22 protein-coding genes are annotated in these 21,822 nt (G+C 52.8%); 4 read left to right on the top strand and 18 right to left on the bottom strand.

Going from position 1 to position 21,822, the window contains the following annotated elements; all coding sequences use genetic code 11:
* Positions 1-43: 43 nt before the first annotated feature.
* Positions 44-1,624: a F0F1 ATP synthase subunit alpha gene (gene atpA, locus K9G39_RS06590; protein ID WP_292004138.1), complete on the bottom strand. Its 1,581-nt coding sequence runs from the start codon at positions 1,622-1,624 to the stop codon at positions 44-46.
* Between the two features lie 244 nt (positions 1,625-1,868).
* On the opposite strand from atpA, the gene K9G39_RS06585 reads away from it, so the two are divergent.
* From K9G39_RS06585 to K9G39_RS06575, 3 genes are read left to right on the top strand one after another with little or no spacing between them, the layout of a single operon-like run.
* The gene (locus K9G39_RS06585) at positions 1,869-2,831 is read left to right on the top strand and encodes a homoserine kinase (RefSeq protein ID WP_292004137.1); all 963 of its coding nucleotides are present in this window, start codon (positions 1,869-1,871) and stop codon (positions 2,829-2,831) included.
* A 25-nt stretch (positions 2,832-2,856) separates the two neighbouring features.
* Entirely contained in the window at positions 2,857-4,170 is a 1,314-nt protein-coding gene (thrC, locus tag K9G39_RS06580) for a threonine synthase (protein ID WP_292004136.1), read from the top strand.
* 16 nt (positions 4,171-4,186) lie between these two features.
* A complete protein-coding gene (locus K9G39_RS06575) occupies positions 4,187-4,903 on the top strand; it encodes a lysophospholipid acyltransferase family protein (protein WP_292004135.1) in 717 nt (238 codons plus the stop codon).
* Here K9G39_RS06575 and ribE read toward each other — a convergent pair.
* From ribE to K9G39_RS06495, 16 genes are all read right to left on the bottom strand, one after another.
* A complete protein-coding gene (ribE, locus tag K9G39_RS06570) occupies positions 4,894-5,361 on the bottom strand; it encodes a 6,7-dimethyl-8-ribityllumazine synthase (protein ID WP_292004195.1) in 468 nt (155 codons plus the stop codon). The two genes, K9G39_RS06575 and ribE, sit on opposite strands and share 10 nt — an antisense overlap.
* Positions 5,362-5,381: 20 nt before the next feature.
* The gene (locus K9G39_RS06565; RefSeq protein WP_292004134.1) at positions 5,382-6,023 is read right to left on the bottom strand and encodes an SIS domain-containing protein; all 642 of its coding nucleotides are present in this window, start codon (positions 6,021-6,023) and stop codon (positions 5,382-5,384) included.
* Between the two features lie 74 nt (positions 6,024-6,097).
* Positions 6,098-6,928, bottom strand: a complete 831-nt coding sequence (locus K9G39_RS06560; protein WP_292004133.1) for an ion transporter — start codon at positions 6,926-6,928, stop codon at positions 6,098-6,100.
* 167 nt (positions 6,929-7,095) lie between these two features.
* The gene (gene hemE / locus K9G39_RS06555; RefSeq protein WP_292004132.1) at positions 7,096-8,151 is read right to left on the bottom strand and encodes a uroporphyrinogen decarboxylase; all 1,056 of its coding nucleotides are present in this window, start codon (positions 8,149-8,151) and stop codon (positions 7,096-7,098) included.
* A 175-nt stretch (positions 8,152-8,326) separates the two neighbouring features.
* Positions 8,327-9,175, bottom strand: a complete 849-nt coding sequence (locus tag K9G39_RS06550; RefSeq protein ID WP_292004131.1) for a CoB--CoM heterodisulfide reductase iron-sulfur subunit B family protein — start codon at positions 9,173-9,175, stop codon at positions 8,327-8,329.
* 17 nt (positions 9,176-9,192) lie between these two features.
* Positions 9,193-10,227 carry a succinate dehydrogenase/fumarate reductase iron-sulfur subunit gene (locus K9G39_RS06545; protein WP_292004130.1) on the bottom strand — a complete coding sequence of 345 codons (1,035 nt, stop codon included), beginning with the start codon at positions 10,225-10,227 and terminating at the stop codon, positions 9,193-9,195.
* Positions 10,228-10,239: 12 nt separating this feature from the next.
* Positions 10,240-11,943 (bottom strand): FAD-dependent oxidoreductase, encoded by a 1,704-nt coding sequence (locus tag K9G39_RS06540; protein ID WP_292004129.1) that lies wholly within the window; start codon positions 11,941-11,943, stop codon positions 10,240-10,242.
* Positions 11,944-12,076: 133 nt separating this feature from the next.
* Positions 12,077-12,523 (bottom strand): CBS domain-containing protein, encoded by a 447-nt coding sequence (locus tag K9G39_RS06535; protein ID WP_292004128.1) that lies wholly within the window; start codon positions 12,521-12,523, stop codon positions 12,077-12,079.
* Between the two features lie 177 nt (positions 12,524-12,700).
* Entirely contained in the window at positions 12,701-13,342 is a 642-nt protein-coding gene (locus K9G39_RS06530; protein ID WP_292004127.1) for a hydroxyacylglutathione hydrolase family protein, read from the bottom strand.
* A gap of 20 nt (positions 13,343-13,362) precedes the next feature.
* Complete coding sequence (locus tag K9G39_RS06525) at positions 13,363-13,671, bottom strand: hypothetical protein (protein ID WP_292004126.1); 309 nt, start codon at positions 13,669-13,671, stop codon at positions 13,363-13,365.
* Positions 13,668-16,898: an efflux RND transporter permease subunit gene (locus tag K9G39_RS06520; RefSeq protein WP_292004125.1), complete on the bottom strand. Its 3,231-nt coding sequence runs from the start codon at positions 16,896-16,898 to the stop codon at positions 13,668-13,670. The genes K9G39_RS06525 and K9G39_RS06520 overlap by 4 nt, the downstream gene beginning before the upstream one ends.
* Entirely contained in the window at positions 16,891-17,307 is a 417-nt protein-coding gene (locus tag K9G39_RS06515) for a hypothetical protein (protein WP_292004124.1), read from the bottom strand. The genes K9G39_RS06520 and K9G39_RS06515 overlap by 8 nt, the downstream gene beginning before the upstream one ends.
* Positions 17,308-17,358: 51 nt before the next feature.
* Positions 17,359-18,684, bottom strand: a complete 1,326-nt coding sequence (locus K9G39_RS06510) for a TolC family protein (protein WP_292004123.1) — start codon at positions 18,682-18,684, stop codon at positions 17,359-17,361.
* Between the two features lie 6 nt (positions 18,685-18,690).
* Complete coding sequence (locus tag K9G39_RS06505) at positions 18,691-18,921, bottom strand: metal-sensitive transcriptional regulator (RefSeq protein ID WP_292004122.1); 231 nt, start codon at positions 18,919-18,921, stop codon at positions 18,691-18,693.
* A gap of 114 nt (positions 18,922-19,035) precedes the next feature.
* Positions 19,036-19,908: an alpha/beta hydrolase gene (locus tag K9G39_RS06500; protein WP_292004121.1), complete on the bottom strand. Its 873-nt coding sequence runs from the start codon at positions 19,906-19,908 to the stop codon at positions 19,036-19,038.
* A complete protein-coding gene (locus tag K9G39_RS06495) occupies positions 19,905-20,561 on the bottom strand; it encodes an isoprenylcysteine carboxylmethyltransferase family protein (RefSeq protein ID WP_292004120.1) in 657 nt (218 codons plus the stop codon). The genes K9G39_RS06500 and K9G39_RS06495 overlap by 4 nt, the downstream gene beginning before the upstream one ends.
* Before the next feature lie 322 nt (positions 20,562-20,883).
* Here K9G39_RS06495 and K9G39_RS06490 point away from each other — a divergent pair, with 322 nt between their 5' ends.
* Positions 20,884-21,507 carry a DUF1997 domain-containing protein gene (locus tag K9G39_RS06490; protein ID WP_076792367.1) on the top strand — a complete coding sequence of 208 codons (624 nt, stop codon included), beginning with the start codon at positions 20,884-20,886 and terminating at the stop codon, positions 21,505-21,507.
* A gap of 58 nt (positions 21,508-21,565) precedes the next feature.
* On the opposite strand, the gene K9G39_RS06485 is transcribed toward K9G39_RS06490, so the two are convergent.
* On the bottom strand, positions 21,566-21,822 hold a 257-nt coding region (locus tag K9G39_RS06485), incomplete at its 5' end, for a hypothetical protein (RefSeq protein WP_292004119.1).

Here is a 21,822-nt window from a genome sequence, read left to right as displayed (position 1 = left end):
GGTCTGTTAATAAATTATATGCTTACTTGCTCTTCAATGCGCTTCAGGGCTTCACTTTCTGGTTGAAAGAGCTGACGAATCTCTCGGCGGCCTCCTTCAGCTGTTTTGCCGTGTCGGCTTCAAGCGAACCTTTTTCAGCAATGGTTTTCAGAACTTCAGGATGCTTGTGCTCGAGCATGCTGAGGAACTCCTCCTCGAAACGACGGATATGAGGCACCTCGACAGCGTCGAGCAGTCCCTGGGTACCGAGGAAGATGATGGCGACCTGCTTCTCGACGGGCATCGGGATATACTGGCCCTGCTTGAGAATTTCAACCAGCCTTGCACCCCTGTCGAGCTGAGCCTTGGTGGTCTTGTCCAGATCGGAACCGAACTTGGAGAAAGCCTCGAGTTCACGGAACTGGGCAAGGTCGAGACGAAGCGTACCGGCAACCTTCTTCATCGCCTTGATCTGGGCGGCGCCGCCGACGCGCGATACCGAAATACCGACGTTGATGGCCGGTCTCTGGCCGGAGTTGAAGAGGTTGGACTCAAGGAATATCTGACCGTCGGTGATGGAGATCACGTTGGTCGGGATGTATGCCGAAACGTCACCGGCCTGCGTTTCGATGACAGGCAGCGCGGTAAGGCTTCCTCCGCCCTTGACCAGCGGCTTCAAGGCATCGGGAAGATCGTTCATTTTTCTGGCGACTTCGATGTCGTCGGTGATCTTTGCAGCCCGTTCAAGCAGACGGGAGTGCAGATAGAACACGTCGCCGGGGTATGCCTCGCGTCCCGGGGGACGACGGAGCAGGAGGGAAAGCTGACGGTAGGCCACGGCCTGTTTCGACAGATCGTCGTAGACAACCAGCGCATGACGGCCGGTATCGCGGAAGTACTCGCCGAGCGCAGCGCCGGCAAACGGAGCGATGAACTGCAGAGGAGCGGGATCCGACGCCGTTGCGGAAATTACGGTGGTATACTCCATTGCTCCGTACTTCTCAAGCGTGTTGACCACCTGGGCAACGGTCGAGCCTTTCAGTCCTGTGGCAACATAAATACAGAAAACCCCTTTCCCTTTCTGGTTGATGATGGTATCGACGGCAACAGCGGTTTTTCCGGTCTGGCGGTCACCGATGATCAGTTCGCGCTGTCCGCGACCAATCGGAATCATGGAGTCGATAGCCTTCAGGCCTGTCTGGAGCGGTTCATGAACCGACTTGCGGAAGATAACGCCGGGAGCCCTGCGTTCGAGAGGCACCCTGATTTCCGTTTCGATGGCGCCCTTGCCGTCTATCGGCTCGCCGAGCGGGTTGACAACCCTGCCGAGCATGGCCTCGCCTACGGGAACCGACGCAAGAATACCGGTTCTTCTGACCGTATCGCCCTCTTTTACCGTGTTTGATTCACCGAACAATACGCAGCCGACATTGTCTTCCTCAAGGTTCAGAGCCATACCCATTACCTTGTTGGGAAACTCGAGAAGCTCACCTGCTGCAACCTGTGATAAACCGTACACACGGGCAATACCGTCACCAACCTGCAGCACTGTTCCCACATCATAAACTTCCGCCTCGGACTCGAAACCGGCAAGCTGCTTGCGAAGTATGGATGAAACCTCATCAGGCCTGACTGTTGTAGACATATCGTATTCGCTTGGTTATTTGTTTTTAAGAAAAGAGAAAGATTCTGCTTACCTTCTTTTGAAATCTGACCCGGTCTTTTACCATTCAAAAAATAAAAGCCAAATTTAACGAAAAGCTTTTAGTTATTCAAATTCTCTGCATAATTTGATGACCGCGCTTTTACGGCTTCCGGCAATCCTGCCCTGTACAGAATACAATACAGAATAAAGACTAACCAGACAAAGAGAAGTTATAGCGAACAGTATGAAAACGGTCAAGGGATTTGCTTCCGCCACAGTCGGCAATGTTGCCTGCGGGTTTGATGTGCTGGGATTTGCCATTACCGAGCCCGGTGATGAAGTGACCCTGACCCTGCTTGACGAAAAAAAGGAGGATTGCCCGGTCTCCATCACCAGCATTACCGGCGACGGCGGAGCCCTCCCTCTCGATCCGAAGAAAAATACATCCAGCTTTGTCGTCCTGAAATTTCTCGAATATATCCGGACACACAAGGATATCGATTTTTCGGGACATATCGCTCTTGAACTGAAAAAGAACCTGCCGCTCAGCAGCGGCATGGGCAGCAGCGCGGCAAGCGCTGCAGCAGCGCTGATCGCCGCAAATGAACTCCTCGGCCAGCCGTGTACAAAAATGGAGCTCGTGCATTTCGCCATAGAGGGAGAGCGGGTGGCCTGCGGCTCGGCGCATGCCGACAATGCCGCACCTGCCATCCTCGGCAATTTCGTGCTTATCCGCAGCTATACGCCGCTCGATCTCATTACCATACCTTCGCCCAAAGATCTCTTCTGCACGCTGGTCCATCCCCATACGGAACTCCGCACCTCGTTCGCACGCTCGGTTCTTCCCCGTACCATACCGCTGAAAACAGCAATCCAGCAATGGGGAAACGTCGGTGCGCTCATCACGGGACTACTCACTTCGGACTATGAACTGATCGGCCGCTCGCTGGTCGATGTGATAGCCGAGCCAAAACGCGCACCGCTCATTCCGGGATTCTTCGAAGTCAAGCATGCCGCCCTTGAAGCAGGAGCGCTGGGTTGCAGCATTGCCGGTTCGGGACCCTCCCTGTTCGCATTTTCGTCATCGGAAAAAAACGCAAAAGAGGCCGGCCTTGCCATGCAGCATGCGTTCCGCTCTTCAAAAGCAAACCTCGATTCCGATATGTGGGTATCGCCCATCTGCAGCGAAGGGGCCAGAATACTGTAATTCTTACTGTTTTTCACAAGCACATATGATCTATTTCAGCACCAATAAGACATCCACTCCGGTCTCCATAAAAAAAGCCACGCTTGAAGGGCTCGCTCCCGACGGGGGACTCTACGTGCCGTCCGGTGTCCCCGGATTCTCCTTGCCGGAACTGGAGCTGCTCGAAGGAGGGAACTTCAGGAGCATCGCTTTCGCCATCGCAAAAAAATTCGTAGGCGGAGAGATTCCGCTCGATCATCTCGGCGATATCATCGACAGCTGCTACCCCTTCGAAACGCCTCTCGTCGAACTTGAAAAGGGCACTTTCATCGAAGAGCTCTTTTCCGGCCCTACCCTCGCCTTCAAGGATTACGGCGCCCGGTTTCTTGCCCGCCTTACCGGATACTTCGCCTCGGAAGAGAGGAAGCTCATCACCGTTCTGGTCGCGACTTCCGGCGATACCGGCAGCGCGGTCGCCTACGGGTTCCAGGGCATCCCCAATACAAGGGTCGTGCTGCTCTACCCTTCGGGCAAGGTCAGCCGACTGCAGGAACAGCAGCTTACAACCGCGGGAGGAAATGTGCATGCACTGGAAGTTCAGGGTGATTTCGACGACTGCCAGCGGCTGGTCAAGCAGGCCTTCGTCGACCCCGAACTCAGGGAGCTGCTTACCCTGACCTCGGCAAATTCCATCAATATCTCCCGACTGATACCGCAGTCATTCTATTATGCGTGGGCATCGCTCCACCTGAAGGCGGAGTACGGCATGGAAAACCCGGTTTTCTCGGTACCGAGCGGCAACTACGGCAACCTTACCGCCGGAGTGCTTGCAAGAATGATGGGTTTCCCGATCGGGCATTTCATCGCCGCATCGAACGCCAACGACAGCGTCACCCGCTATCTCGAAGAGGGCCGGTATGAACCGCGGCCGACCATAGCGACGCTCTCGACCGCCATGGATGTGGGCAACCCGAGCAACTTCGCCAGGCTCCGGCATTTCTACAACAACGACTACCGGGCGATGGGCTCCGACATCACCGGGATTTCTGTTTCCGATGAAGACACAACCGCAGCCATCCGCGATATTTACAACCGCTACGGATACATTGTCGATCCGCATACCGCCGTCGGCTTCCACGCGCTCGAAGAGTACCGCAAACAGAGCGGCAACAGGTCGCCGGGCATCGTGCTATCAACGGCCCATCCTGCAAAGTTCCTCGAAGTGATCGAAGAGGCCCTCGAACGAAAGATCGAGATTCCCGAACGGCTTCGGGTGGTGCTCGAAAAAGAGAAAAAGGCGAACCTGATCGGCACGGACTACAGGGAGCTTGCCGATTTCCTGAAACATCTCGACCGGTAACCGGGGGAACAAACGCATGAACCTGCGCACACTGCTTTTTTTTCTCATCATCATCCCGGTCATGTTCATCGGCATGTCCGGCGCGCTCGTTGTGAGCATATTCGAGCGCACCGGAGACTCCTTTGCCCGTCTGGCCTCCTGGTGGGGCCGATTCAGCGCCAGAGTGTTCGGTATCGCCATCGAGGTGATCGGCGCGGAAAACTACCGGACGGACCGGAACTATCTGGTCATCAGCAACCATGCCGGTATGGCCGATATCCCGCTGCTTCTCGGGGCCATGAGGCTTAACCTGCGTTTTGTGGCAAAAGAGGAGCTCGGAAGGATTCCGGTTTTCGGATGGGCTCTCAAGCGGTCGGGATATGTGATGATCAAGCGGGGTCAGAACCGGGAGGCCCTGAAAAGCCTGCTGGCCGCGGCCGATGTACTCAAAAACGGACGTTCGGTGCATATTTTTCCGGAAGGAACCCGTTCGGAAACGGGGGATCTCCTGCCGTTCAAGCGGGGTGCGTTTCTCGTAGCGCAGAAAGGGGGTGCCCCGCTGCTGCCGGTAACCATTATCGGCAGCAACCTGATCACCCCGAAAAAAAGCCTGAGAATCAACAGGGGAAAAGTGCGGATCGTTATCGGAACACCTCTCGAACCGGCCCGGTTCAGCACTGTCGAAGCCCTTATGGAGGCATCCAGAAGGGAGATCGAAACAAATCTCGACCGGTACGGCAGCAGTCAGAACTGACGGTAGAGATTCACCATTTCCATCGCCGTCATGGCGGCGTCGAACCCCTTGTTGCCGGATTTCGTTCCGGCCCGCTCGATCGCCTGCTCGAGGTTTTCCGTAGTCAGCACTCCGAACGACACGGGAACCATGGTGTCGAGAGAGACCTGGGCGATTCCCTTGGTCGCCTCGGCTGCAATGACATCGAAATGGGGAGTGGATCCCCTGATAATCACGCCCAGAGCGATCACCGCATCGGCACTGCCGCTCAGGGCGACTTTTTTGGATACCATCGGCAGCTCGAAAGCGCCGGGACATCGGTAGATGGTGACGTTCTCCTCGCTGCCACCGTGGCGGAGAATAGAGTCAAGGGCGCCTTCAACCAGCTTCTGTCCGATAAAATCGTTGAACCGTGAAACAACCAGGGCAAAACGGATGCCGCTTGCGCTCAGAGAACCTTCAATCTGTTTTATCTTCATCATGATAGTGGGTTAAAACGTTATGTCTTCGAGCGGCCGTAGCCGAGCATCCGCTCGACAAGATCGATGATTACGTGCCCTATGGTAATATGGCACTCCTGTACCCTATCCGCAGACCCCGAATGGGGCACCACGATCGAAAGATCGGCCACACCCTTCATCATGCCCCCGTCCCCCCCGAGCAGGGCTATGGTTTTCATGCCGTGTTCACGGCCGTAATTCAGCACGTTGAGCACACTTCGGCTGTTGCCGCTTGTCGAAAGGCCGAGCACCACATCACCTTCCCTGCCGTAAGCTTCCGCCAGCCTGCGGAACACCTCATCGTAACCGAAGTCGTTCGCTCCCGCAGTCAGCGCCGTGGTATCGGCGTTCAGGGCTATAGCCGCCAGCGCCGGGCGATTCACGCTGCTCCGGTAGCGGATGGTCAGCTCGGTAGCCAGATGCTGTGCGTCAGCCGCACTGCCCCCGTTGCCGCATAGGAGCAGCTTCCCCCCCTCTTCGAAAGTGGCTGCCAGAAGGCGCGCCATGGCCACGATAACCGCACTGTTCTGGCGGGCAACCCTCTCCTTCAGCCTGGCGCTGTAGAGCATGGTGTCAAGCACAACCTCCTCGTATGGCGTACGGTCGGTCAGGCTCGCCGGACATCTGCATTTGCCGGTCATAACAGAGAATTTAACACTGGGACGACGTTTAAAACTGATAATATAAGGAAAAAACAGGGCATGCGCCACTCCTCTTAACCACCTGGCGGAGCCGTATCGAGCCGGCGGCCGCAGAAACGGCAATAGCGGGCATCGATATCGTGCTCCGCGTCGGAACACGACGGACAGGCAGATTTCCTGACGATTCTGCCGCGCATTGACGACATTTCCGAAGAAACGATGCCGGTAGGAACCGCAATGATGCTGTAACCCGTTATCATCAAAAGTGCGGCAAGAAATCTGCCTGCAGGAGTCTGGGGAGAGATATCCCCGTATCCGACGGTGGTCACGGTGACAATCGCCCAGTAGATACTTTCGGGAATGCTCCGGAAACCGTTTTCAGGCCCCTCGATCATGTACATGATCGCTCCTACAATGCTGACAAGAACCAGAACAAAAAAGAGAAAAACCATGATTTTCCTGCCCGAAGCCCTGATGGAAGCGGTCACAAAATCTGCTTCCCTGACAAAGGTCACGAGCTTGAGAAGCCTGAAAATCCTGAGAACCCGGAAAAAACGGACAATAAGAAAATATTGTGCCCCCGGAAACAGGATGCTGAAATAGGTAGGAAGAATGGACAGGAGATCGATGAGACCGAAAAAACTCACAGCGTAATGCAACCGGCTCTTTGCCGCATAGAGACGCAGAAAATATTCAAGCGTGAACAGCAGGGTGAAAAACCATTCAAGGAGATAGAGTTCCCTTCCATAAGCCCTATGCAGCGAAGCGACACTATCGAGCATCACAACGAGGACACTTACACAGATAGCTCCTATCAGGCCAAGATCGAACAGCTTGGATGGAATGGTGCTGCTGTCGAAAATGATATGTCGGGCCAGCTCTTTAAATGTTCTTCTTGCCGTCATGAACCTCAACAGGAATAATTCGCAGATAAGCAAAAACCTATTTAAAGTAAGCAAATCTTTCCGACTCCTTTCCCCGGCATTTGTCAGGAAAAGGGCAACGGCAAAAAAAACTCCGCCCGACGAGCAGCATCAGGCGGAGTTCAGGAGCGGTATGACGAAAAATATCCTCAGTGGTATTTTGCGCTCTCTTCTTTGACGAATTCAACAAGAAGCTTCAGGTTGGCCGGATCGACATCGGGAAGAATACCGTGGCCGAGGTTGAAAACATGACCCGAGCTTGCGGTATGCTGACCGAACTGCCTGAGGACTTTGGCCGCTTCCGATTTGATTTTTTCAGGAGTTCCGTAAAGCACCGTGGGATCCATGTTCCCCTGCAGCGCCACGCGGTCGTTGAGCTCCTTGCGTGCCTTGGCGATATCGATGCCCCAGCCGAGCCCCATGGCATCACAGCCGGTATCGGCGATATCGGAAAGGATGGTGTTGCAGTCTTTCGAGAAAACGATAACCGGAATGTCCGGGTATTTTGCCTTTACTGCCTGAACGTTCTCCCTGATGTAGGGAAGCGCGAACTCACGGTAATCGTCTTCGGAAAGGGCGCTTGCCCATGAGTCGAATATCTGGATGGCATCGGCACCGGCCTCGACCTGCTTCAGGAGGTAGGCGCTGATGGTTTCGGTGATCTTTCTCAGCAGCTGATGGGCCATCTGCGGCTCGCGGTACATCATCTTCTTGGCGAAAGCGTAGTTCTTCGAACCGCCGCCTTCGACAGCGTAGGTAAAGAGCGTCCATGCTGCACCCGAAAAACCGATAAGAGGTACGCGGTTGTCAAGCTCCTTCTTGGTAAGACGGAGGGCATCCATCACATAACCAAGCTTCTCGTCGATGTCGGGAACGATGAGTTTGTCGATATCGGCCTGGCTGCGGATAACCGGAGTCAGCTTGATTCCTTTTGTTTCGATGATCTCGACGTTCATACCCATGGCTTCGTTGACCACAAGAATGTCGGAAAAGATGATGGCGGCATCGACACCCATCAGATCGACTGGCTGGATGGTTACCTCGGCAGCCAGTTCAGGCGTTTTGCAGAGGGTCAGAAAGTCCGTTTTTTCTCTGACTGCCCGATACTCCGGAAGATAGCGACCGGCCTGCCTCATCACCCAGATAGGCGTCCGGGAACACGGCTGGCGCTTCAATGCCCGGAGAAAAAGATCATTTTTGAGCATGCAATGCAATAATTTGAGAGGTTTAAGAAAACATGTTTACCCGCTGCAACTTCCGCGGCTTCCGGCTTCGGGTGTTTTTTCAAAGTGCAAAACTACATTTTTTTAGCCTTATTTGAAAACTTTACCGATGAGCCGAAGGGCTCTCATCCATTAAAAAGAGCGGAACGGCAAAGGCTCAAGTGACGATATGCCGCTTGATGCCCAGCTGTTTTTCCGTGTAACCAAGCGCAAGACCGACCATCTCCGAAAGATGAAAAACCGGAATGGAGCTGTGAATATTGGCATGCTTGAGCGCTTTTGCCTGGTAGCCGTCAAGTACGGTATGGCAGAGCGGACAAGGGGTGACAATGAAATCGGCCTTGATCTCGATAGCCTCTTCAAGCGCTTCGGCCGCCACATTGAGAGACTCCTCCTCGGCAACCAGAAGCGTATGGAAACCGCAGCAGCGGTTTTTATGCTCATAGGGCAACGTCGTTCCGCCGAGAGCCTCGATCATCATGTCCAGAGTGCTCGGTTCAAGCGGATCGTCCTTTCCGAGAACTGTCGAGGGGCGAAGAATATGGCAGCCGTAAAACGGTGCAATCCTGTAGTTTTTCAGCGGCACCTTGACCTTCTGACGGATAGCCTCGAAACCGACGTCTTCGGCAAGCACCCACAGAAGGTGTCGCACATTTGAAGTCCCCCTGTATTCGAGACCCTCCTTTTTCAGGAGCTCGTTCACCTCCTGTTTCAGTTCCGGCGACTCATCGAGTTTTTTCTTTGCCGTCCGGATGGTCATCAGACAGGTATTACAGGAAACCACAAGATCGAGACCAAGTTTTTCAGCCAGAGCGATATTGCGGCCATTGACAAGCGCGAAATGCTTCGGGCTCACATAATCGAGATTGCTGCCACCGCAACAGGTGCTTTCATGAAGCTTTACAAACTCGAGGCCGAGATCCTTCTGCCACAGATCGATGGAACGGTCAACCTCTTTAGTCATGGATTCGTTGATACAGCTCAGATAGTAAGCATACCTCTTCATACTGCGGTTCTCCACGGTTATTTTTTATGGGATTTCTGTTCGGCCTTGACGTGCTCGGTCATCTCCCTGAACAGCTCCCTGAATTTTTTCATCCCTTTTGCAGGCTTGACCAGCGGCGGCGGCGGCGGAGTTCTGCGCTTCATGATCATCTTCATCGCCATGGGAAGAAGGTTCTGCAGCGTCCATGCAACGCCGTTGGTGCGAATGGGCAGGGTGGCTTCGACAAGCTTGCCTTTCTTTTCGATATCCTCCATGAATGCCTCGGCATGTTTCGCTCCGCTGGTATCCCTGGCACCCCTGACTTCGATCGCATCCTCACGGATACCGTGAATGGCATCCATGATGGGGATATGTTTCACGCAGGTCTCCTGGCAGCGGTAACAGTGCGTACAGTCCCACACCCCATGGTCCTTGACAAGCTCACCAAGGCGCACGTCGTGGATAGCGTCACGGGTGTCAACGTTCATCCGGTAGGATTTCAGGAGAACCGCAGGAGAGACATACTCCTTGTGCGCCCTGAGAATGGTGCATTCCGAAACACACGAAGCGCAGAGAATGCAGTCGGTCGCCTTGTCGTATTTCCGGAACTCCTCTTCCGATACAAGAAACTCCTTCTTGCCGATTTCCGATTCGGGCATTCTGGTCTCGATCCAGTTCGAGTAATGCTTCATTTTGTCGACAAGAGGATCCATATCGACGATGAGATCCTTGATCAGCGGCATGTTGCGCAGGGGCTCGATCTTGATGATGCCCGCTTCCCTGCATTTCGAAAGCTCATCCCACACCTGGGTGGTACAGGCGAGTTTTGAAATCCCGTTGATGCGCATGCCGCAGGAACCGCAGATTCCCGCCTGGCAGAAGGCCCTGAAACTCACCGAGGCATCGACATGCTCTTTGATATAGTTAAGAGAACGGAGAACCGTGATACCTTTTTCAATCTGTATCGTATAGTCGTCAAAATACGGCTTGCTGTCTACCTGCGGGTTGAAGCGGAACACCCTGAGGGTTATATCTCTTTTCTCTTCCGTATGCAGTTCTAAAGCTCCTGTCATATCGAGTAGTTGTTAATAGGTTCTTTCCTGAAGTTCATACCTGCCCATGGACACCGGCTTTTCACCCAGTTTCATTCCATCCTGTTCAAGCGTCGCCAGGGTATGTTTGTGCCATTTCTCGTCATCCCTTACCGGAAAATCGGTGCGCGTATGCGAACCGCGGCTCTCTTCACGTGCAAGAGCTCCTGATGCAACGGTTTCAGCAAGATCGAGCATGTTTTTCAGTTCAAGAACCTGAAGAAGGTTGGTATTGAATACATCGCTGGTATCGAAAACACGAACATGCCTGAAGCGCTCCCTGAGTGCGCTGAGGTCTTCGATACCTGTCCGGATCTTCGATGCCTCACGGTAGATACCGACATTCATGCCAAGCGTCTGACCGAGCTCTTCGCGCAGAACGCCGTAACGCTCGAAGTGACCTGACGGCTGCATATAGCTCCGAAGCGAAGCTTCCGTATCCTTGATCTCTTCCTGGCTGATCTGCGAAGGCTCGAATTTGCGCGCCTCTTCGGCGGCAGTCCGTCCTGCCAGGCGACCGAAAACGAGAATATCGAGCAGCGAGTTCCCTCCGAGACGGTTGGCTCCGTGCACCGAAACACAGGCACACTCCCCGGCGGCATAGACCCCCTCCATGACGGTTCTGCCGAAATTGTCCGTATCGATGCCACCCATCGAGTAGTGAGCCGTTGGCCTTACCGGAATAGGTTCTTCAATCGGATCCACGCCCTCGAAATACATCGACATCTCACGAATCTGCGGAAGCCTCGACATGATAAGGTCAGCCCCGAGATGGGTCAGATCGAGATGGACATATTTGCCTGCGGGGCTGTCGAAGCCTCTTCCCTGCAAAATTTCGGTCTCGATCGATCGGGAAACAAGATCTCTTGGCCCAAGCTCCATTTTTTCAGGCGCATATCGCGACATGAAGCGCTCGCCGCCTGCATTGACCAGATAGCCCCCTTCTCCTCTGGCTCCTTCGGTTACCAGAAGACCGCTCTTTCTCAGACCGGTGGGGTGGAACTGCACGAATTCCATATCCTTGAGCGGAATACCTGCGCGGTAGGCAATGGCCTGTCCATCTCCTGTGTTGCCGGCAGCGTTGCTTGAACGGTTCCAGTACATTTTGGCATAGCCTCCGGTAGCGAAAACAACCGTCCTCGCCGGAAACGCCTCGACCTTTCCGGTCTTGATGTTCATGGCTATAAGGCCTTTCATTCGGCTGTCTTTGACCGACAGCTGAAGGGCAAAATACTCGTTGAAGAAATAGACCCCTTTTTTCAGACACTGTTCGTAGAGGGTCTGCAGAATGGTATGCCCGGTTTTGTCAGCGCAGTAGCAGCAGCGAGGTCGGCCTGCACCGCCAAAAGGTCGCTGAGCAATCGTGTTATCGTCAAGCCGCGACCAGGGAGTCCCGATGTTGTCGAGCTCACGGATGATCTTCGGTGCCTCGGAACAGAGTATCTCGACGGCATCCTGATCTGCAAGGTAGTCACTGCCCTTGATGGTGTCGAAAATGTGCAGCTCAACCGTATCGTCCTTTGCCTTGTTGGCAAGAGCAGCGTTGGCTCCACCCTGAGCGGCGGATGTATGGGATCGGTTCGGATAGACTTTGGACAATACGGCAATATTGAGCGCCGGATTGGTTTTCATGGCTTCCATGGCCGCATACAAACCGGCACCTCCGCCTCCGACGATAACAATATCAAATGGTTTCATACGCTCTTATCTCGTTATGAAGCTGCAGAACAGATTCAGTGAATGTAAGAAGGGCTACAGACGGGGCAGTACCCTGCAGATTGAATGATTTGTCTCCTGTAAAGAGGAGTGACGGCAAGACAACGGAAAGCGGTTACAACGCTACATGGTCGTCATGTACGGGAAGCTCTTCGACAGCCTGAAGGACATCGGTCATGTTCAGCACACCGAGTACCTTGTCGTTTTCCATGACGGTAAGCCGCCTGACATTGGTTCTCTTCATCAGACGGAGCGCGTACTTGACTCTGAGGGCGGGGTTGATACTGATGATCGGCTTGCTCATGATCTGAAAAACAGGGGTGTTCCATGGATCGCGATGCACGTCTTCACCGGGATCGATAACTTTTTCAAGAATATCCTTTTCGGTAACAATGCCGTAACAGTCGTCTTCATTGCGGGGCTCGACAACCAGGCCACTCTGCTTGGTACGCTTCATGATCTGCAGCGCTTCGGCAACCGTGCAGCTGCCCTTGATCGTCTTAAAATCTTTCTGCATCAAAGCCGAAACCGGAAGTGTCCTCAGTGTTATAAGCTGATCCATAGAAATTTCCTCTGATTAAAAAAAGGACAAAACGCCCATTGTTATTGGAAAAAAGGCAACTCGCGAAGAGTGCGGGAACTATGTCTGAAAAATCTGGAAAGGAAGGGAGGCCTACACGGCCCGGCACGCAAAAAAGCAACTTGCAAATATAGAAAATCAGCCGGAAGGACGCAAAAATTATTTTATGCCGTGCTCTTTTTTGTAGGCTGCCCAATTATTTTTCAGCGCAAGAAATGCATTGAAATCGGGCTGCAGGAGAAAAGGATTCGTACGCTTTTCATCCCCGAGCGTGGTGATGGGCCGCTCCCCGTAATCATGCCCAGGATAAACCATGGTGGCCGGCGGCAGCTCTTTCAGAAGCCGTTGCAGCGAGTCATATTCTGCAGCGGCTTCCTCCCCGGAACAGGTTCCCCCGACCTTTCCGGTAAAAAGCGTATCACCGGTAAAGAGTGAATCCCCTGCATGGAGACAGATTGAGTCCGGAGTATGACCGGGAGTATGGAGAATATGAACGTGAAGAGATCCAAGCGGAAAAACCGCGCCATCCTCAACCCTGATGCCCGTAAACGGGCAGGTATCTCCATAAAGAAGCGGCTTGAGACCGCTCAGTCGCGCCATCGCTGCGTTGCCGTTGGTATGATCGGCATGTGCGTGGGTGGAAAAAACATAACGGATTCGGTAGCCTTCCTGTACTGCGTATTCGGCAATGGAGCCGGGGTCCCAGGAGGCATCCACGACCAGAGCCTCCCCCGAATGCTCATCGGCAGCAAGGTAGCCGAAATTCCTGTCGCCTCCCGTACGGAACTGTTTGACAATCATTGGTGTGCAGAAGGAGCCAGTCAGGCGGTTTTTTCGACATTCATGAGAAAAGCCCTTGCCGGAAAATCCCGGTCTACGGCAAGGGGATTCGTTTCAAGCTCTTCCATGATAGCATCCGCCTTGTCGTCGTCGAGCACGGCGAAACAGAGCGACGAGTAGGTGCCGATCATTTCGTCGGAAGGCCACCAGGGCTGCTTGGCACCCTCTTTGCGATCACAGTTGCAGCCGCGGATGGAGACATTGCTGAACATGTGCACCTGAAATTTCCTGAACAGGGCCCGAACCATCGGGCGGGTCTCTTCATGACCCATAATAGCTATGAATTTCATGGTTTTTTCACCTCCTGAACCTTTTTTTCAGATTTCTTTTCCGTGATATAATAGACCAGAGGAACAACCACAAGCGTAAGGACGGTTGAGAGTATCCCACCCCAGATCATTGAAATTGCCAGGCCCTGAAATATCGGATCGAAAAGCATGATCACCGAACCGATAACCACAGCCCCGGAGGTAAGAATGATCGGACGTGTCCTCACAGCCGCAGATTCGATAATCGCCTGTTTAAGTTCAGTCCCCTCTTCACGCCGTATCTGGATAAAGTCGATAAGGAGCACGGAGTTTCTCACCATGATGCCGGCAAGGGCAATCATGCCGATCATGCTTGTCGCGGTAAAAAACGCCCCGTGAATGAAGTGGCCGGGAATAATGCCCACAAGGCTCAGCGGAATGGCGATCATCATGATGAGCGGAGTCTTGAATGACTGGAACCAGCCCACAATCAGGAGATAGATGATAACCAGCACCACAGCGAAAGCCGTACCGAGATCCCTGAACACTTCGAAGGTTATCTGCCACTCCCCGTCCCACTTCATGGCAAGTTTATCCTCGACCGCCGGATTTGCAGTATAGAGCGGGTTGATGCTGTAGCCGCCAGGAACCTTGATATGCTGTATTTTTTTGTCCATATCGAGCATGGCATATACCGGGCTTTCCGTAGCACCGGCAACATCTGCAGTAACATAGAGCACCCGACGAAGATCCTTGCGGTAGATGCTCTTGTCCTGGATTTTTTCCTCAACTTTCACCAGTTCCGACAAAGGGATCATCTCCCCGGCTCGCAGACGGGTTGTGAGAGACCCCATCCCCTGTGACTGAACAAATATACCGGAAAGATCCCTGAGCGAGGTACGGTCGGATTGAGGCAGCCGCACCTGTATCATGACCGGCTCCTTGACATTCTGCGTATGCAGCACACCTACATCCATGCCGCTGAGCGACATGCGCAGCGTCTGGGCTATCTGCTCGGTGGAAACGCCGCGGAAAGCCGCCCGCTCCTTGTTGACCACCAGATTGTAAACTTTCTGGTCGTCCTCCAGAAGCCAGTCCACATCGACCACTCCCGGAGTCTCGGAAAAAACTCTCTTCACCTCTTTTGCCAGCGCAATCTGCTCTTTCTGGGAAGGCCCGTAGATTTCAGCCACGATGGTCGAGAGCACCGGAGGTCCCGGGGGAATCTCAACGATTTTTGCATTTCCCCCGTACTTCAGGGCGATCTTCTGAACGCCGGAACGCACCCTTTTGGCAATGTCGTGACTCTGATCCTTGCGCTCTCCCTTATGAACCAGGTTGACCTGAATATCTGCCATGTTGGAGGCCTGGCGCAGATAGTAATGACGTACAAGGCCGTTGAAATTGATCGGTGCACTGGTGCCGACATAGTACTGGTAACTGCTGACCTCTGGCACCGTTTTCAGATATGATGAAATCTCCTTGGTAACCATTGCGGTCCGTTCAAGAGCGGTACCTTCCGGCATATCGACGATAACCTGGAATTCGTTCTTGTTGTCGAACGGCAGCATTTTCATCTGAACGGCTTTCAGCGGTATCAGGATGATAGCACCGGCAAGCAGAAGGCCGACTCCGGCAAATGCAAAGAGACGCATGAAGCTGTTGTCGAGCAAAGGAGAGAGAATATTTTCAAACAGCTTGTAGTAGCCGGTCTTCGTGATGTCATACTCCGCATGCCCTTCGTCCTCGACCTTCAGCAGTCTGTATGAAAGCCACGGCGTTACAATAAGTGCGATAAGAAGCGAAAAAATCATGGCCAGCGAAGCGCCGATCGGCATCGGACTCATGTACGGGCCCATAAGGCCGGAAACGAACACCATTGGCAGCACGGCGGCGATAACCGTAAATGTAGCCAGAATAGTGGGATTGCCGACCTCGCTGACCGCCGTTATGGCCGCCTGCAGTTTCGGCTGACGCTTCATGGCGAAATGGCGATGGATGTTCTCGGCAATGATGATCGAGTCGTCAACAACGATACCGGTCACAAAAATCAGGGCGAAAAGCGTGACCCGGTTCAGGGAGTAATCGAACAGGTAATAGACCAGAAGGGTCAGGGCGAAGGTAATCGGCACGGACACAAAATTCACCAGTGCACCCCTCCATCCAAGGAAAATGCCGACGACGATCGTCACCGCAACAATAGCGATGATGAGGTGTTCGAGCAACGTAAACACCTTCTCCGTTGCGGTCTCACCGTAGTTCCTTGTTTCCGTAACGGTAATGGAGGACGGTATGACCGATCCCTTGAGCTGATCGACCTTGGCAATCACCTTTTCGGCAAGCACCGAAGCATCGGCGCCCTTGCGTTTTGCCACAGTCAGGGTGACGGCCGGATATTCGCCGCGGTCTTTCGACTCCGATGCCGATCCCCAGCCGAAAAAGTTGTAGTTGTTCACCTCTTCCGGACCGTCGACAATTCGCGCGACACTGCTCAGATAAACCGGCGAGGCACCATAAATACCAACAACGATGTTGCCGACATCAGACGCACTTTCAAGAAAGCTGCCCGAGCGAACAAGAATTTCGCTGTTCTGCTGCTTGAAATCTCCGGAAGGCATCTGGCTGTTTGCCATCTGAACCTGACGGGCGATCTGCAGGGCGCTTACGTTGTACTGCAGCAGCTTCTGCTTGTTCAGAAGAATCCGAACCTGTCGCTTGAGCCCCCCCTTGATCTCGACATCGCCGATATTCTCGGTCTTTTTCAGCTCATCTGCCACATCCATAGCTGCCTTTCTGAGCTGATAGGGATCTTTGCTCTTGCTCCACATGGTCAGGTTCAGCACCGGAACATCGTCGATGGCCACCTTTTTCATGAGCGGCATCTGGACCCCCTGAGGCATCTTGTCCATATTCTTCATAAGGGTTGCCCAGAGCTTGACCATGCTCTCCTCGGTATTCTCGCCCACATCATAGCGAACCGTCACCAGCGCAAAATCCGGCATGGAGGTGGAATAGACATAATCAACACCGGGAATTTCGGTCAGCGAACGCTCGAACGGCTTGGCGACACGCTCTTCGACCTCGGAGGGAGTCGCGCCGGGATAAGGGATGTAGATATCAACCATCGGAACGACAATCTGCGGTTCCTCTTCCCTCGGCGTCATGAACGTTGCGATAATACCCACAAGAAGTGACGCCACCATCAGAAGTGGCGTTATCTTCGAGTTGATGAACTGCTTGGCGAGCCTGCCTGCAATACCTTCATTCATTGGACTGAATCTCTTTTGTTTCTGAAACCTGTTGCTTCACCGTCACTCCCTCCCGGAGCGAACGGTTATACCTGCCTAAAACCCTCTCTCCCGCATCGAGACCCCCGAGAATGACAAGTGATCCGTCTACGGCCCTGCCGGTACGTACCCAGCGAACAGTGAGCCGACCCTCGTCGTCAACGACATAAACGCCTGACAGCACCCCCTGATGAAACACTGCCCCTTCAGGAACCGCAAGCACCTCCTCCTCGCCCCCCCCGGAAAGTCCCCCTACTGCAACGATGCTCTCCACCAGAACCGGAGTACCCGGTTTCCCGCTTTTCGCTGACTCCGTATTCTCTTTTCCGCACCCCGTCACAACACCGAGGATTACGGCAAAAAGAAACAACCTGATCATCCTTACGTCCATAATGCTCAATTCGGTTTCCCGTCAGATTAAGATTAATATCCTGCTGTTACGTTATTTTCCCGAGTAGTAGTCGAACTCGCTTCTGGCTATGCAGAAATCATGACGTGCCTGGTTGAGACGCAGCTTCGCATAGGTATATGCCCCTTCACGCATCAGCAGTTCGAAGGTCATGGCCATACCGGTTTTGAACTGGGTTCCGATATAATCAAGACTCACCCGCGACTCTTCAAGCGCCTGCTGGGCAACGGCAATTCTCGCCTTGGCCGTTTTCATTTCCCGTGCGGCTTTTCTGATCTCAGCAAGACTGCCGCTTCGGGCCGCCTCATAAGAGTATCTGGCTTCGAGTTCCTGGGCTTTTGCCTCCTGAAGGCGGCCTTCTGATGCCATACCATCGAAAATATCCCACTGCATGTTCACACCCATCGACCAGCTCGACCCGCCACTGAAAAGGTCCTCACTGTGCAGGTCGGTTCTCAGAAAACCGTTTACCCTCGGAAGCCTCGAAGCCCTTGCCATTTCTCCCTGCTGTTCGGCGATCTCCCGGTAGGTCTGCATGGCCATGAGATCGGACCGGTTTTCGGGAACGGTTGCCTCATCGACTGAAGGCACCCCCTTGCCTACAACGAAATCGCCAGTAGGTATTACTGTGACGTTCTGCTCAAGATTCAGCAACACTTTCAAGGCATCGGTAGCGTTCTTTATTGCGTCGTGAAGCATGAGCTTCTGCTCGTTGAGCTCGGCAAGCCTTACATCGGTGGAAAGTTTGTCGGACTTTGTCAGGAGCCCCACATTGTAGGCTTTCACTGCCTCGCGACTGTGCCCGCTCATCGTCGCAATAGACTGCTCGACGGCCTCGATGTTCTTCCGGGCGAGGATCAGGCCGTAATAAACCCGGCTGACCTGCAGCTCGACGGACTCCTCCGTTCTGGCAACCATAAGCTGCTGGGCTTTTTTTGCCGTCGAGGCTACCTTGCGGCCAATCGCCGCGTCGGCGTTGAATATCGGCTGTATCACCTGCAGCGACGTATTGAAATCGTTGATCGTATTTGCGTTGTTGAGTTTTTCCGGATTGAAATCAGCCATCTCGACAATGTTCTGCTGCAGCTTCAAAACCAATGCCGCACCGGGATCGTTGGTCACAAAAAAGGTCTCCGACAGCGTGACTTTCGGCAGATAGGACTGGCGGGTCTGGGTAATTTTCGCCTGGGCCTGGTCAACCCGGCTGCGGGCAGCCCTTATCGTGTAATTGTTTTCACGAGCGATGCGCACCGCATCTTCAAGCGAAAGCCGCACGGTTCTGCTGCCTGCCGCCGCCTGGTCAGGAGAGAAAAGCGCTCCGAACAGACAGATACCGGTCAGTACCTGGTATACCTTCATGGTGTGTTAATGTTTTGATATGAGTTTTAAAATCCGTCCCACATTTTCCGAGTCATTCCGGCTCATGCACTCTTTCAGGCTCCTGTCGAGAACGAGAGAATAGGTCTTGTCGAGAGCGGCTTTTGCCGCCTGAAACTGGATGATGACCTTGTCGCATCCCTGCGAGCCCTCGATCATCCTGACGAGAGCCTCAACCTGACCGGCTACCTTCTTGAGTCTCAGAATAACATCATCCATATTTTTATCATCAAGTTGCAGGACTTACAGACAGCCAAGGCGCATACCTATACCCCGTATGGGTATGTAATGTATAAAATATTTTTTTCTAAAAAAAGAGCTTGCACTCTCTGCTTATCCGAGGAGTCTGCTTGCTGCACAAAAATGGCTGCGAAGAGCCAGCTCAAACTCCGGAAGCACTTCGAGCATCGGCAGATGGCCTGCATTATCGAACCTGGCCAGCCTGGTTAAGAAGGCACTCTGCTCGATTCGTCTGTTATAAAGGGTTTTCATGCCTTCTGGCGGGATAGTTCGGTCGGCCATGCCGACCACACAGAGAAGCGGCGCACCGATCTTTACAGCTTCAGACGTATACCGCCCTATTATTTGAGGATCTATGGCAAATTTCCCGACAGCGGTCGCAGCCCGGCTGTCGCTTGTCACAAAATCCTCGACGAAAACAGTCCTGTACTTCTGTTCGATGGGCCTGCCTATGGTGCGATCGATGAACAACGACTTGAACGGTTCAAAAATAAATACCCACTTGAAGAGCATGGCAACATCGATCATACCGCCGACCAGAACATGATGGAAAGATTTGAGCAGTTCATCATCGAAAATACCACAATTGACAATTGTAGCCGAAACAAGGGATTCAGGATGCCTGTTGCAGATTTCAGTCGCTATCATACCTCCCATCGAATGGCCAACAATATGCAGCTTTCTGGAGCCGAGAAGGCCAAGACGGACAAGCAACTCCGACGCCTCATCGGCAAACCCCTCGACGGAAAAGCAAAGACACGAATGGCTGCATACGGTTCGGCCCGTTCCGCTTTGATCGAAGGAAACACAACGGTACTGCGAAGACAGCCGATCGATTACCGGCATCCAGTATCTCGCAGAAATGGACCAGCCGTTGAAAAACAAAACGACTTCCCGATCGTCGCCAACACCCCATCCGGTGTCTTCATAATAGATCTTCCCTCTTGTTGTATCAGCAAAACTCATGGCTGGTCGTTCCGGTTAAAAAAGATTTGCCGAACCATCTTTCCGGGGGCTGGCAAAAAAGCCCCCGTACGCTTAACATACGCCCGGTATTCGTCCCCGAAAAAACCGATCAGCATTTTCTCCTCCTTTAAAGCCCATTTGACAGTCAAAACTATGGCAATCAGGCTAAACAACGTAACGGCCGCATTCGCCGTAATAAGTATAAAAGCCATAAAAAGCACCATCATTGCGGTATACATGGGATGCCTGATAAAACGATAGGGCCCTGAGGTTACAAGCTTATGCCCTTCCATCATCCTGGGCAAAGGACTCCAGTATCTTCCGAGCGCTTTCATGGTCAGAAAAAGAAAAAGGAAAGATACCGCACCAGCAATAACGCCCCCGTAACGGAACCATATGGGAAACGTAAAATGCAAAGCCTCAACCCATGGAGGATACCATGTGTAACTCGCCACGATAGCTATCCATAAAAAAAACATTACCTTCTGGAAAACAACCCTGAAACGGCTGATTTCGCCTGGATCTCCCGTTTCAGGCATTATCGGCTCCCCTTGCGGTTTCAAACGCTGGACAAACAAGCCTCTCATCAGGAAACCAGCGACGTAGATCCCGGCAAAAATAATCCTGAACGGCAACTCATCATGCATGGCCATACATTGTTTTACTGGTTTTTCAAGCTCACATCGGGGGAAAGTTAATGCTCTCTGAAAATATAATGAAAAGGGTCGGTGAAGTCAGGTTAATAGTTTTTTGCAAGAGTGGCAAGAACGGTTACATTCTAAGGTCATACTGGAATCTTCAGGTAAGGAACTGTTGGGCGAGTAAACCTGTTTATCAGGAACACTCAGGCAGCAGATGCCCATTCATCCTGAGCTGAATCGGGCTCCCGCGAAAAAAAACGAATTCCAGCGCCTGACCTGAGAAAAACAAGAGCATGAAACAACATCGAGGAGAAGGAAACGTTTTTGTGTAATCATGGAAGTTGTAGGAAAAAGCAAAGCATTAGTGGTTCTTGAGTCATGCCTTCAGGAATCGACTGTATATTTCTCCAATCACGAGAAAATCCTGAAATGCAATCCTTACTGCAGATATGTCCGCTACATAGAGGATCTCGACGTTTTTCAATGGACCTTCGAGGTCGACGATCCTCGAAACAACCCGATCGTAGCCATCTTTTTTGTCAGGCAGACCGAAGAGCATATCCCGACAGACAGTGCTGTTTTCAAGCGCTACGCCGGTGAAAGCCGGGCTCCCATCGATACAGAGACTCCTGGAAAAAAAATAATCTGGGAAACCGTCGAGTCGGCCCCGGAACTGCTTTTCAGCAACGACCATACCTTCATCGGCAAGACTTTTTCAGAAATCTTCCTTCTTCACCAGACCGACAACCGGACAGCCGTGCATTTCGAAACAAATATATCGCTGGATTTCAAACTGTCATTCCCGCTCAATCTCATGCCGGAACCGGCACTGAAATTCATGAGCGATATGATTATGTCAAAAATCATGCAGCAGGCAACCGAAAGCATGCTCTGTCAGGTTCAGTCGGATATCTGCTGCTCTATGCCTGAAATTGCCGCCGAAGGGGGGAAGAAATAGAAAGGGAAAATGGCAAGACAGAGTTTGTCTGCCCACTGTCTGATTCTCAACATAAGCATCATGTAGCAGAGCCTCCCATACAATAAGGGCTTAACTCATGCCTCTTGATCACTCGAAACAAAATACCTATTTTGATGCAACGTTCTGTTGTTTCGTTGAAAACCTCACCTCTTCCCATGACTAAACCATCAAAAATACAGACACCTCGCTTCGACGAGCCATTGTGCAGCAAATGCGGTCTATGCATGGGCAATGTCTGGCCGGTGAAGGAGAGCCTGGAAAGCTGTGTTTTTCGCTGTGGATGGGTAGAAAATC

The sequence above is a fragment of the Chlorobium sp. genome (assembly GCF_021740465.1).
GTDB lineage: Bacteria > Bacteroidota > Chlorobiia > Chlorobiales > Chlorobiaceae > Chlorobium.
Note: the sequence above shows the minus strand (reverse complement) of the source record. Positions and strands in the feature narration are given on the sequence as shown.

What these genes read in the sequence shown, in the direction of transcription:
- K9G39_RS06585 (WP_292004137.1), top strand. Translation starts at nt 1,869, where the DNA reads ATGAAAACGGTCAAGGGATTTGCTTCCGCCACAGTCGGCAATGTTGCC.
- K9G39_RS06515 (WP_292004124.1), bottom strand. Translation starts at nt 17,307, where the DNA reads ATGGACGTAAGGATGATCAGGTTGTTTCTTTTTGCCGTAATCCTCGGT.
- K9G39_RS06510 (WP_292004123.1), bottom strand. Translation starts at nt 18,684, where the DNA reads ATGAAGGTATACCAGGTACTGACCGGTATCTGTCTGTTCGGAGCGCTT.
- hemE (WP_292004132.1), bottom strand. Translation starts at nt 8,151, where the DNA reads ATGCTCAAAAATGATCTTTTTCTCCGGGCATTGAAGCGCCAGCCGTGT.
- K9G39_RS06490 (WP_076792367.1), top strand. Translation starts at nt 20,884, where the DNA reads ATGGAAGTTGTAGGAAAAAGCAAAGCATTAGTGGTTCTTGAGTCATGC.
- ribE (WP_292004195.1), bottom strand. Translation starts at nt 5,361, where the DNA reads ATGAAGATAAAACAGATTGAAGGTTCTCTGAGCGCAAGCGGCATCCGT.
- K9G39_RS06550 (WP_292004131.1), bottom strand. Translation starts at nt 9,175, where the DNA reads ATGAAGAGGTATGCTTACTATCTGAGCTGTATCAACGAATCCATGACT.
- K9G39_RS06525 (WP_292004126.1), bottom strand. Translation starts at nt 13,671, where the DNA reads ATGAAATTCATAGCTATTATGGGTCATGAAGAGACCCGCCCGATGGTT.
- K9G39_RS06575 (WP_292004135.1), top strand. Translation starts at nt 4,187, where the DNA reads ATGAACCTGCGCACACTGCTTTTTTTTCTCATCATCATCCCGGTCATG.
- K9G39_RS06560 (WP_292004133.1), bottom strand. Translation starts at nt 6,928, where the DNA reads ATGACGGCAAGAAGAACATTTAAAGAGCTGGCCCGACATATCATTTTC.
- K9G39_RS06565 (WP_292004134.1), bottom strand. Translation starts at nt 6,023, where the DNA reads ATGACCGGCAAATGCAGATGTCCGGCGAGCCTGACCGACCGTACGCCA.
- K9G39_RS06535 (WP_292004128.1), bottom strand. Translation starts at nt 12,523, where the DNA reads ATGGATCAGCTTATAACACTGAGGACACTTCCGGTTTCGGCTTTGATG.
- K9G39_RS06500 (WP_292004121.1), bottom strand. Translation starts at nt 19,908, where the DNA reads ATGAGTTTTGCTGATACAACAAGAGGGAAGATCTATTATGAAGACACC.
- K9G39_RS06540 (WP_292004129.1), bottom strand. Translation starts at nt 11,943, where the DNA reads ATGAAACCATTTGATATTGTTATCGTCGGAGGCGGAGGTGCCGGTTTG.
- atpA (WP_292004138.1), bottom strand. Translation starts at nt 1,624, where the DNA reads ATGTCTACAACAGTCAGGCCTGATGAGGTTTCATCCATACTTCGCAAG.
- K9G39_RS06520 (WP_292004125.1), bottom strand. Translation starts at nt 16,898, where the DNA reads ATGAATGAAGGTATTGCAGGCAGGCTCGCCAAGCAGTTCATCAACTCG.
- K9G39_RS06505 (WP_292004122.1), bottom strand. Translation starts at nt 18,921, where the DNA reads ATGGATGATGTTATTCTGAGACTCAAGAAGGTAGCCGGTCAGGTTGAG.
- K9G39_RS06545 (WP_292004130.1), bottom strand. Translation starts at nt 10,227, where the DNA reads ATGACAGGAGCTTTAGAACTGCATACGGAAGAGAAAAGAGATATAACC.
- K9G39_RS06530 (WP_292004127.1), bottom strand. Translation starts at nt 13,342, where the DNA reads ATGATTGTCAAACAGTTCCGTACGGGAGGCGACAGGAATTTCGGCTAC.
- thrC (WP_292004136.1), top strand. Translation starts at nt 2,857, where the DNA reads ATGATCTATTTCAGCACCAATAAGACATCCACTCCGGTCTCCATAAAA.
- K9G39_RS06495 (WP_292004120.1), bottom strand. Translation starts at nt 20,561, where the DNA reads ATGGCCATGCATGATGAGTTGCCGTTCAGGATTATTTTTGCCGGGATC.